We start from the raw sequence: 11,684 nt of genomic DNA on the forward strand, positions 1-11,684 counted from the left end.
CAAATTTTAATCTACTCGTTATTCTATTTAGAATGCTGGTTAATTCGATCTTAATTCATCATCTCAAATCCAGTTTTTTTGAAGGCATGCCCGCAAATTAACTTTGGCGCGATGGATGATAACCCAAAAGTTGGCGTCGGAAACCTTTAGCTCCGAACAAATAGTCATGGTGGATTCATCATCTACATGTTTCATCGAAAATACAGCCAGCCATAAGGGCGGCAGCTTCTGCATGCATTTTCGCAAAATAACTTGGAGTTCCTTATTTTGTAATGGGTCTTCCTGCTCAATACCAAAGGTCTCTGGCCAGTGCTCTTTTTTCCAGTTGTTCATTTCCTGATCAAAGAACTGCGTTTCCTCTTCATGCACATCAATACTTTTCGTTGTGGCCAGTTTCGGCCTCTTGCGATAAACATCAATGATCTTATTTTTCAAAATGGCTGTTAGCCAAGTACGCTCAGAGCTTTTGCCCTCAAAATTATCTGCGTGTTCCAGTCCCGCTAAGAAAGTTTCCTGCACTAAATCACGTACCTGATCTTCATCGCCAATACGTGTAATTGCGTAGGCGTAAAGATAATCTGCATACATTTCCACCCATTGGTGGGGATTCGCCTTTGCTTGGTTTGGTAACATCTTTTTCCTTTTATTTAATCTTTTAGGGATGTAAATACTCAGGTGGTCACTATATGTTCCTGAGCTGCCAGGTATCGTTCAGCGTCAATGGCTGCCATGCAACCACTACCTGCAGCAGTAACCGCTTGCCGGTAGATATGATCCTGTGCATCGCCGCAGCAAAACACACCTTCGATATTGGTTGTGGATGCCCCTGGTGTGGTTTTTATATAACCGACTTCGTCCATATGTATCCAGCCTTTAAAAATATCCGTATTGGGATGATGGCCTATGGCAACAAAAAATCCTGTAATGTCTAGAATACTTTCTTTCCGAGTTTTAGTGTTAAGCACCCTAACCCCGGTAACATTCAGTCCACCGCGCCGACGATGGCCACGTCCTGTCCTTTAAAGAAAAAGCCGTCGCAAACGGCACAGGCCGAAACGCCGAAGCCGTTGTATTTTTGTTCTGATTCAAGCCCAAGCCATTTTGCAGAAGCTCCGGTCAATATAATTACAGCATCTGCTGTGAGCATCTTATTTTCGTCTACTACCACTTTATGCGGGAGAGTCGAAAAATCTACTGAAGTGATATAACCAAACCGGATATCTGTTCCCAGGCGTTCTGCCTGCTTACGGAAGTTTTCCATCATTTCAGTCCCCTGGATTCCATCTGGGTAGCCCGGATAATTTTCTACCTCGGTGGTTTGAGTAAGCTGGCCACCGGCAATGACACCGGTATATAATACTGGTTTTAGGTCGGCGCGTGCTGCGTATATTGCGGCAGTGTAACCCGCCGGGCCTGAACCTATGATCAGGCATTTTACGTATTCAGTTTCTGCTGACATTTTTATCAGGATTAAAGGTTAATTGCAAAGTCCAGATCTTCCGGAGGTAAACATTTTTGATTGTTGCAGGTCATATACTCCAACTTTCCATGCAGTGTGCCTTTCCCCAATTTAAGTTTGATCTTTTGCTGAAATACTACTGCATTTTCAAAATAAGAGACATTCATATTGAATGCGCTTTCAAACTTGGTATACGGCTTCGGCTGAGTTGCTTTTCCTATTAGCGAATAAGCTGAAGAGGGTAAAAAAGTAAAGGCTGTTTTAATTGGGCCTCCATCCTTTTGATCCAGGGAGTAGATATGCCAGCTGTTTTGTATGTCTGCCTTTAAAAAGACAACCGCCTCATCTTTACTTTCTCTTTTGATGGCGAAAGACCATTTTACTGGTTTTTCGATCTGACTAAATGCGCTTGTCCCTATTAGGGCTATAGAGATTATTAACACTATTTTTTTCATTTTTTTATAATTAAAATCTACTTGTTCTTTGTTGTTACCTACTTGCCAAACGATCCGGCTGAAAGTCCAGTGATATCGAATTCATGCAAAAGCGCTTGTATGTGGGCGCAGGTCCATCGTTGAAGATATGTCCTAGATGTGAGCCGCAGCGTGCGCAGATCACTTCGGTACGCTCCATGCCATGAGATTGATCATCCCGGTAAATCACACTGTTCTTCCTTGTAGGCGCGAAAAAACTCGGCCAACCGCAAGTGCTGGAAAATTTAGCATCAGACTTAAAAAGCTCATTACCGCAAACAGCACAATAGTAAGTTCCTTTAGCATCCTTATTCCAGTACTGCCCGGTGAATGGCGGTTCGGTTGCCTGCTCCCGTGCTGTGGCATACAAAGCCGAAGGCAGTATCTTTTTCCATTGAGCATCTGTTACGTTTAACTTTTTGGTGTCCGTATTGGAATAATAGGGATTGTTTACGTGTCCGTTAGCAGACTTCAGGTGTTGCGCAAAAACGCCGGTTATTGTGATCAGCATTAAAGCTGATAAAATGATGGTTAATTTCATGATTATTATTTATTAGAGGTTTTTAGTTTGTTGGCAAAAGCTTTTCTGAACTTATCCAGTTCCGGCTGAATAACGAGCTTGCAGTAGGGAACGCTTCCATTTTTACTGAAGTAATTCTGGTGATATCCTTCCGCTTTATAGAAAACCTTGAAAGGAACTACCTGGGTTACAACCGGGTTTGGATAGGCCTTCTCGTCATTGATTTTTTTGATGTAGTACTGCGCCTTTTGTTTTTGAGCGCTGTTATGATAGAAGATAGCCGAGCGGTATTGGGTGCCTACGTCATTACCCTGCCTGTTTAATTGCGTAGGGTCATGATCAGTAAAGAATACTTCAAGTAATTCATCAAAGCTGATCTGTTTCGGATCGAATATGATGTTACAGGCCTCGGCGTGACCGGTAGTTCCGGTACATACCTGTTCATAGGTGGGATTAACGGTATGGCCGCCCGCGAAACCCGAGGTTACCTTTACCACGCCCCGAAGTTCTTTGAATTTAGCTTCGGTGCACCAGAAGCAACCGGTAGCCAATGTGGCCGTGTCTAAATGTGCCGCTTTGATACTGGATTGACTTTTTTCTTTTGGCGATTGGGCAAATGCTGCACAGGCACCAGACACCGTTAACAGGATATAGCAAATGATCTTTTTCATCTTTTTTGAATTTGGTTTGATGTTGATTTAATGGATGGTTTTATTCAGGAATACTTCGAGGTCGGCTCCACGAATATTTTTGGCGGCGATGTTCCCCTGCGGGTCAATAATAAAGTTGGAGGGAATGGCCTCGATATGATAAAGCTGTTCAGCCCTACCCTGGAAGCTTTCCAGATCAGAGGTTTGTGTCCAGGTGAGCTTATCGTCATTCACCGCTATTAGCCACGCTGCCTTGTCTTTATCCAGTGATACGCCAAGTACATTGAAGCCCTTTGAATGAAAGGTATTGTACTGCTTTAATACATTAGGATTTTCCTGCCGGCAGGGCACGCACCAGGACGCCCAGAAATCGACCATAACGTATTTGCCTCTATAATCAGATAGTTTCACTGTCTTGCCATCAATGCTGCTGATCGTAAAGTCCGGCGCTTTATGGCCAATTGATAATGGTTTGATTTTGTCCATGGCCGATATAAAATTCCGGACGGCAGGATTTTTATTTAAATTTCCGTTGCTCCTGATATTATCCGCATAAGCAATCAGTTTGGACTCATACTTCACGGCATCCAGTGCTGTATACGCATAGAATGCTGCCAGCGAATACTTATTGTCATCGATAAATTTTAAAACCGCGTCGCTGTAAACAGCGAGGTTCTTTTGGAATAAGGGCATATAAATTTTCAATAAGGCATCCGGTTGCTGCCCCAACTGCTGAGATTTGGCATTAAACTCGGCTACTATCTTGTTGTTCTTGTCCGTAAAAGTCTTGCTGAAATCATCGAATGCTTTTATTTTTTCAGAGGTTTCAGAACCGGCGATCATATATTGATGCTGGCTGTCAGCCAGGTCGGTATTCAGTTCAATCGCATCACCGTTTTGCGCCACCAGGTCAAACTGGGTGGTATCAGCTTTTAGTTTATATAAATTGACGTAAGGTGAAGAATGCCTGAACTTATAGCTGCCATCAGCATTTATAGCAGATGAGTCAATTGCTTTAAACTGCGCCGAACTGTCTGCGCCCAGTAAGTAAACTGTTTTGAGTTTTGCCGGATTTTTAATGGTCCCGGAGATGGTAAATGCGGCGTTATCCTTGCAGGAAAACAGCGACACACTTAAGGCCAACATACCGGATAGCATGATTATGTTTTTCATCATTTTAGTTTTATTATTTGAATAACTTAAGGCCTGATTGCAGGTAGGTATAATAGGCTGCCGGGTCATAATCTGCGCCTTCAGGTGTTAACAGTGTTGTTTCTGTTACCGGGTTCAGTAATACATAATAGGGCTGGGAATTGGTATTGAAACGTGTTGCCTGGATGTCGCTGTTCAATGCACCTATATTGGTGATCTTCCTGCGGCTGAAGCTGCTGACATACTGTTCGTTTGCCGGCAGTTCCGTTTTATCATCGACATAAAGCTGGATCAGCACGTAGCTGTCTTTCAATAATGGCAGCACCTTTTTATTAGGCCATACGGTTGCTTCCATTTTACGGCAGTTAACACAGGCATGTCCTGTAAAATCAATGATGACCGGTTTGTGCACTTTTTGCGCATAAGCAACGCCTTCCCTGTAATCAAAGAATGGATTCAGATTTAATGGTTTATCAAAAAGGTTGGCGTACTTGTGCGGAGCTTCGTTAGCCAATGTCGTAATACCGGTATTGCTGTTCCCGCCTGATAATGTAGGCGTATATAGATCAAAATCCTGGCTGGCCTGCGGTGGCAGAAATGCCGCGATAGATTTTAAAGGTGCACCCCATAAACCCGGCACCATATAAACCGAAAACGAAAGCACGATGATCGCCAGGAACAATCGTGGCACAGAGATGTAAGCCACGTCCGAGTCATGACCGAGTTTTAATTTACCTAATAGGTAGAACCCTGTTAAAGCTGCGATTATTATCCACAGCACCAGGAACACTTCCCTGTCAAATAAATGCCAGTGATAAGTAAGATCCACATTGCTTAGAAACTTTAAGGATAGCGCCAGTTCCAGGAAACCAAGGAACACTTTGACGCTGTTTAACCAGCCGCCCGATTTTGGGAGATTATTTAACCAGGATGGGAAGAGTGCAAATAGTACGAAGGGGAATGACAAAGCAATCGAAAATCCCAGCATGCCGACTGCCGGGCCCAACCGAGCCCCTGAGGTTGCTGCCTGTACCAATAGTGTGCCGATGATCGGCCCGGTACAGCTGAAAGAAACCAAAGCAAGCGCGGCTGCCATGAAAAATATGCCGGCAAATCCCTTTCTTTCCGTGTTTTCTTCGGCTTTATTAGCCCATTTGTTGGGTAGGGTAATTTCGAATGCGCCAAAGAAGGAAGCAGCGAACACTACCAGCAACAAGAAGAAAACAAAATTAAAGATGCCATTTGTAGAAAGGGCGTTTAATGCATCGGCACCGAAGATCACTGTAATCAGCATACCCAATCCTACATAGATCAGGATGATAGACAGGCCATAAATGGCTGCATCCAATATACCCTTTTTAGGGTTGCTGTGCCGTTTGGTAAAAAAACCAACGGTAAGCGGTAGCATCGGGAATATACAGGGCAGCAATAAAGCTGCTAAACCGCCGATAAAACCGGCGATGAATATTGTCCATAAGCTTAACGGTGCTTTTGCAGGGTTAGTCACGCCGACGGTTTTTCCTGCCGGTTGACTTAGTGAGGTTGCCTTTACTATAGGAGTTGCAGCTACTGTTGCCGTGTCCGCTGTCAGTGGTTTAAACTGGACATCAGCGGTACTAACGCTGTCAGCCTTTTGATCAGGGCTTGCAGCCTGTACCCTTACAGTCAGCAAGCAAAACAATACCAATAATAAATAGGGCAGTTTTTTTAGGTGATTCTTTATGTGATTTTTCATGAGTTTTTCCGAGAACTTTATGTCCCCAAAACTCGCTCATTCACCCCCTATAAGTTATCACAGAAGTATAACATATCCTCCGTTTATAGTACTTTTTGTGTAGGCTTTTTATAACTATCCATACTGATAATAAATCGATTATGTTTTCCGTCAGAGATATCGGCAATAAAGTCAAACTGATGTAAATGCAGGATGCGCTTAACAAGCGCCAGTCCCAAGCCTGCTTTTTTAGGCCTGTTAATAACCTCTTCTACGTTGCTGTTATTAATCCAGTCCAACAATTCATCGGCTATCAGCATCCCGCTGTTTTCCAGCAGGACAATTAATTTACCGGACTCTCGTGATAAGGCAATCCTGATAAATCCATTTTCGGCAGTATATTTCACAGCGTTTTCCAACAGGTTTTGTACAACCCGTTCCATCATGCTGATGTCGGCTTCAATCATGCTGCTATCCTCGCAGTTTTCGCAGGTAATGACAATGTCTTTTTTCCTGGCCTGGAATTCTGCCCCTTTAATGACCTCCTGTAGAATTTCTGAAAATACAAAAGGCTCTTTTTGCGGTGTGAAATTGACCGATTCCATTTTGGAAAGCTCAAAAAGCTGCAGTACTAATTTTTCAACCTGCATGATCTTGTTCAGAATTATTTCGAGGTGATTTTCCTGTTCATCCCGGCTAGCCGTGGTTTCTATTAACAACGTTTCTGTATAACCTCTGGCCACTGCCAGCGGTGTACGCAGGTCGTGCGAGATATTCGCAAGGAAGTTCTTACGCTCGTTTTCCAATAATTTTAATCGCGTAAAATTATCGTCGAGCATCGCCACCATTTTATTAAACGCATCGGCAATTGGGAAAAACTCGTCCTGCGCTCCGATATTAAAACGGACGTTTAGGTTACCTTCTTTGAACTGATCTAAAATATGAATAACATGGTTAAATCTTTTTTGCAGGCGTGAAGTATACAGTAAACTAAAAACGACTGTTGCCAGTATAATAATGAAAAAGACCTTAGTGGCCCAGCCACCTACCTCCGACTTAAATACAAATTCAGCAACGTTCCGGTATTCCTTGCCGGCCAGGATCACATAAATATAGCCGATCTTTTGGTCAGCGAAGATGACTGGCGCCGCAGAAAATATTTTTGGTGTGCCGGGATCACGAGGATCAGTATTTTTGATCAGGTGTAAATGGTCACTTAAGTAAGTCTCAATCTTATCAATAGGTACTTTCCGTTGTTTGACGAGAGAGTCCGGAGCATAATAATATTTCACGTTCCCCATGGTGTCCAAAAAGTAGACTTCTGTATTCGGGCTTATGATCATCGTACTGTTAAAGACAGAATCGGCCTTTTTGTGATCAATGCCTTCTTTGGAAAAGGGGGCGGAAAGTTTCGCAATATGCCCGGCGATATCTTTATTGAGTAATTGCGTGCTCCCCTGGTAGTAATCACTGGTTGCTGTATAAGTTACATATACAAACAATACACCTAATGCAGCGATCACCAGGAATACAAAGATCCCGATGCGCGAAAAGATACCTGTCGGCTTTGTTTTCATCCGATAAATCTGTAGCCGATACCCCAGCTGGTTAATATATATTCTGGTTGATCCAGGTCTGACTCGATTTTTATTCTTAGCCGGTTTATATGCGCGGTAACCGTATGCTCGTAACCCGAAAAGGTATAACCCCAGACTTGCTCCAGCAACTCCTGCCGGGTAAATGCTTTTCCAGGGTTGGAGGCAAGGAGCACCAATAGGTCGAATTCTTTGTGAGTAAGTTCGAGCCGGATTCCTTTCAATGTAACCTTCCTGAGGTTGAGGTCAATGGCCAATTCTTTAACGATTATTTCTTTAGCTAGCGCAGGAGATGGTTGCGGTACCTGCTCTGCTCTCCTGATAAGCGCCTTTGACCTCGCCATCAGTTCCCTGATCCCAAAAGGTTTGGTTACATAATCGTCAGCGCCCAGTTCAAGGGCAAGCACTTTGTCAATTTCCTCAGATTTGGAGGTGAGCATAAGGATAGCGCTGGGCACCTTATGATCCCTGATACCCTTGCAAACTTCCATGCCGTCCATATCCGGCAAGGTCAGGTCAAGAATGATCAGATCGAAATTACCCGTTAATGCTTTCTCCAGCCCGTCTTTACCGCTGTAGGTGTGAATCAGTTTGTAATTCGGTTCTTTATAATGTAGTTGCAGTAATTTGGCGATCTCCGGGTCATCTTCAACTAATAGGATATCTTTCATGCTATAAAATATTTTCGAAGGTAACAAATGAAAAACAACCTTTAAATGATGTCATCAATTTGTTGATTGTTGTGCAGTGGTATTTCCCAAAGACTTAACGAAAAAAATGTTTGGTTCTTTTTTCTGCTCAAAAAGGCTACGCCAGATTTTCATATTTTTTTCCATTTGACTGTAAGGAATTTGCTACTTCGCCGACAAATAGCAAAATGAAATGCAACACACTTTTATTAAACAATATAGCAGGATCAACAGCATCAATTTTGGCGCTATTCCCAATCCTATTAACAGATAACCCAAAACGCCAAATGTTTTATCGAAATCCCTGATATTAATCCAGTATCAGTGCCTTTAAATACTGTTGGTATTGCAAGAACAACGAATGGCTGTCAACAAATGCCGGAGTCTTATAAGCTAATTTCATTTTTGATGGCGGCGTAAGGCTTTATCGGACTGTAGTCCAAAAGGGTAAAAAAAAAAATAAATGAGCGAGAAAAGAAGATTAGCCGACCCTAAAAGCAAAAAATGGGGCCCGTACTTGTCAGATCGGCAATGGGGTACGGTAAGAGAGGATTATAGTGAGGATGGCACCCCATGGGATCATACTACGCATGACATGGCAAGGAGCAAGGCCTGGCGCTGGGGTGAAGATGGGATAGCCGGTATATGTGATAATGACCAGTTGCTGTGTTTTGCTATTAGCTTATGGAACAAAAAAGACCCTATTATCAAGGAACGCTACTTTGGCCTAAACAACCATGAAGGCAATCATGGAGAGGACGTAAAGGAATTATACTATTATCTGGATTCAACCCCCAGCCATTCCTACATGAAAATGCTATACAATATCCACAGGCGGCATTCCCGTATGCCGAGTTGGTCGATGTTAATGGCGGACGCTCGAAACTGGAACCCGAGTTTGAGTTGATCGATACTGGGGTTTTCAATAAGGGCAAATATTTTGATGTGTTTGTTGAATATGCCAAGGCAGACACGGAAGACATATTAATAAAAATAAACGTTTGTAACCGTAGTGATGAAAATGCCTCTCTGCATATTTTACCGACGTTATGGTTCAGGAATACTTGGGCCTGGGGTTACGACGATTATAAACCATCGTTAAAGGCTGACGGCAATGGAAGCATTATTGTTGACCATGATCAACTTCCCGGTTTTACGCTTCATGTCAAGGACAATGCACCATTACTTTTTTGCGATAACGAAACCAATACCGAAAAACTATTTAGCTACGCCAATGACAAGCCTTTTAGCAAGGATGGGATTAACGAATTTCTGGTTCATAACAAAATCAACGCGGTTAATAAGGAAAACTTCGGGACTAAGGTAACCATAGATTACGATGTTACTGTTGCTGCAAACTCATCACATATAATTAATTTGAGGTTGGAGAACAAAAAAAACAAATCTCCTTTTAAGGATTTCGATGAACTGTTTGAAGAATGCTTGGCTGATAGCAAAGAATTTTATACAGAACTGCAGCAGGGAATAAAGACCGATGACGAAAAGCTGGTTCAGCGACAAGCGTTTGCCGGGATGCTTTGGAGCAAGCAATTTTTTTATTTTGATATAGCGCAATGGTTAAAAGGCGACCCCGCACAGCCACAACCTTCGACAAGCAGGAACAATGGCCGCAACAATGAATGGAAGCATCTTAATAATGCCGACATTATCTCCATGCCCGATAAGTGGGAATACCCTTGGTATGCGGCATGGGATCTGGCTTTTCACTGTATTCCTTTGGCATTGGTGGACAGTGAATTTGCAAAAAGCCAACTTCAATTGGTCACCAAGGAATGGTATATGCACCCTAATGGCCAGCTACCAGCCTATGAATGGGCATTTGGCGATGTAAATCCACCCGTACATGCGTGGTCTGCCTGGGAGGTTTATCAAACCGACAAGTCCAATAACGGTGGCAAACCTGATCTGGATTTTTTGGAATCGATCTTTCATAAACTCATAATCAACTTCACCTGGTGGGTAAACCGGAAAGACTCCGAGGGGTAACAACATCTTTGAAGGCGGCTTTTTAGGCTTAGATAATATTTGCGTTTTTGACCGTAGTAGCCCATTGCCCACAGGCGGCCATCTTGAACAATCGGATGGTACCAGCTGGATGGCCATGTATGCTTTAAACTTAATGCGTATTTCATTGGAATTGGCAAGGCACCGAAAGATCTACGCTGATATGAGCACTAAGTTTTTCGAACATTTCCTCTATATCGCTTCAGCAATGGCTGGCATGGGAGGTAAGGGCCTTTGGGACGAAGCGGATCAATTCTTTTATGATAATTTAAAATTACCACACCACGAAGGCATAAAGCTGAAAGTGAGATCGATGGTTGGCCTGATCCCTCTTTTCGCAGTTGAGATACTGGACGATGAAATCCTAAAAGAACTGCCTGAGTTTTCTGAACGGCTAAACTGGTTTCTTAATCACAATCCGCACTTGGCCGGCTTGGTCAGCCATTGGGGTGAGAAGGGTATGGGAGATAAACACCTGCTTTCATTACTGCGCGGGCATCGCATGAAAAAAATCCTGCTACGTATGCTGGATGAAACCGAGTTTTTGAGTAAATACGGCATCAGGGCGCTTAGCAAATTCCACGAAAAGAACCCCTATCATTTTTACGTAGATGGTCAAACCCTGACGGTGGATTATACCCCCGGTGAATCGACTACAGATTTATTTGGTGGAAACAGCAACTGGCGCGGCCCGATATGGATGCCAGTGAACTACATGATCATCACGAGCCTTTCTAAATTTCATCAGTATTACGGGCCCGAATTTAAGGTAGAGCATCCTGTTGGCAGCGGTAATTACATGGATCTTGACGAGGTTTCAAAAGAACTTTCGATGCGTTTAACGAAATTATTCTTAAAGGATGAGTATAATAAGCGGCCGTTTCTTGGAACTAATGATTTGTTGCAAAACGATCCCTATTTTAATAATTACATCCAGTTTTACGAATACTTTCATGGAGATACCGGTCGCGGAGCAGGTGCCTCACATCAAACCGGTTGGACAGGTCTTATTGCTAAACTAATTCAAAACTAAAATCGATTGCAAATGCAACACCTTAGCCGTCAAATTATAAAAAAACGGAGATCACTTGTACAACACTGTGCAAGTAATTTTCTTAAGCATCGCGGTAATAAAATGTTGGATTTAAAAAGTATATGCTGATAATTTGTTTTCTATATGCCTACCTGTTTCTGGGGTTTCTATTCGCAATTTGGTTTGCCTTTATTAATCCTGGTAAAGGAGAATTTGGTATCAGGCATACATCATTGTGGTTCAGGTTGATCATAATTCCCGGCAGTATTGTTTTGTGGCCCGTAATGCTTATTAAAATTTACATATCATGATAATAGCGTCCCGAAAGATTCACTTCCTGATCTGGCTGATACTTGCAGCAGTTGTCCTTACCT

The 11,684-nt window shown here is 42.9% G+C and carries 11 protein-coding genes and 1 pseudogene; 3 read left to right on the plus strand and 9 right to left on the minus strand.

Annotation, left to right across the window (positions count from 1 at the left end; genetic code table 11):
- Positions 1-63: 63 nt before the first annotated feature.
- The 9 genes and pseudogenes from RG47T_RS16990 to RG47T_RS17030 form a co-directional block, all read right to left on the minus strand.
- Positions 64-633, minus strand: coding sequence for a sigma-70 family RNA polymerase sigma factor (locus tag RG47T_RS16990; protein ID WP_074490598.1), 570 nt, complete (start codon positions 631-633; stop codon positions 64-66).
- A gap of 38 nt (positions 634-671) precedes the next feature.
- Positions 672-1,459, minus strand: a pseudogene (locus tag RG47T_RS16995) (NAD(P)/FAD-dependent oxidoreductase).
- Positions 1,460-1,470: 11 nt separating this feature from the next.
- Positions 1,471-1,914, minus strand: coding sequence for a protein-disulfide reductase DsbD domain-containing protein (locus tag RG47T_RS17000; protein WP_074490599.1), 444 nt, complete (start codon positions 1,912-1,914; stop codon positions 1,471-1,473).
- 34 nt (positions 1,915-1,948) lie between these two features.
- Positions 1,949-2,473 (minus strand): peptide-methionine (R)-S-oxide reductase MsrB, encoded by a 525-nt coding sequence (gene msrB / locus RG47T_RS17005; protein WP_074490600.1) that lies wholly within the window; start codon positions 2,471-2,473, stop codon positions 1,949-1,951.
- 5 nt (positions 2,474-2,478) lie between these two features.
- Positions 2,479-3,123: a peptide-methionine (S)-S-oxide reductase MsrA gene (gene msrA / locus RG47T_RS17010; protein ID WP_074490601.1), complete on the minus strand. Its 645-nt coding sequence runs from the start codon at positions 3,121-3,123 to the stop codon at positions 2,479-2,481.
- Between the two features lie 27 nt (positions 3,124-3,150).
- Positions 3,151-4,278 (minus strand): TlpA disulfide reductase family protein, encoded by a 1,128-nt coding sequence (locus RG47T_RS17015; protein WP_074493542.1) that lies wholly within the window; start codon positions 4,276-4,278, stop codon positions 3,151-3,153.
- 10 nt (positions 4,279-4,288) lie between these two features.
- Positions 4,289-5,989 (minus strand): protein-disulfide reductase DsbD family protein, encoded by a 1,701-nt coding sequence (locus tag RG47T_RS17020; RefSeq protein WP_074490603.1) that lies wholly within the window; start codon positions 5,987-5,989, stop codon positions 4,289-4,291.
- A gap of 83 nt (positions 5,990-6,072) precedes the next feature.
- A complete protein-coding gene (locus tag RG47T_RS25770; protein WP_074490604.1) occupies positions 6,073-7,545 on the minus strand; it encodes a HAMP domain-containing sensor histidine kinase in 1,473 nt (490 codons plus the stop codon).
- Positions 7,542-8,234, minus strand: a complete 693-nt coding sequence (locus RG47T_RS17030; protein WP_074490606.1) for a response regulator transcription factor — start codon at positions 8,232-8,234, stop codon at positions 7,542-7,544. Before RG47T_RS17030 ends, RG47T_RS25770 begins: the two co-directional genes overlap by 4 nt.
- Positions 8,235-8,715: 481 nt before the next feature.
- Here RG47T_RS17030 and RG47T_RS26805 point away from each other — a divergent pair, with 481 nt between their 5' ends.
- The 3 genes from RG47T_RS26805 to RG47T_RS26815 all read left to right on the plus strand — a co-directional run bounded on the left by RG47T_RS26805 (position 8,716) and on the right by RG47T_RS26815 (position 11,310).
- On the plus strand, positions 8,716-9,159 hold the full coding sequence (locus RG47T_RS26805) for a hypothetical protein (RefSeq protein WP_245770853.1): 444 nt from the start codon (positions 8,716-8,718) through the stop codon (positions 9,157-9,159).
- Positions 9,156-10,259 carry an MGH1-like glycoside hydrolase domain-containing protein gene (locus tag RG47T_RS26810; RefSeq protein WP_245770852.1) on the plus strand — a complete coding sequence of 368 codons (1,104 nt, stop codon included), beginning with the start codon at positions 9,156-9,158 and terminating at the stop codon, positions 10,257-10,259. Before RG47T_RS26805 ends, RG47T_RS26810 begins: the two co-directional genes overlap by 4 nt.
- Positions 10,260-10,392: 133 nt before the next feature.
- Positions 10,393-11,310 (plus strand): MGH1-like glycoside hydrolase domain-containing protein, encoded by a 918-nt coding sequence (locus RG47T_RS26815; protein WP_253187534.1) that lies wholly within the window; start codon positions 10,393-10,395, stop codon positions 11,308-11,310.
- Positions 11,311-11,684: the final 374 nt, after the last annotated feature.

This window comes from Mucilaginibacter polytrichastri, assembly GCF_001911425.1.
Lineage (GTDB): Bacteria > Bacteroidota > Bacteroidia > Sphingobacteriales > Sphingobacteriaceae > Mucilaginibacter > Mucilaginibacter polytrichastri.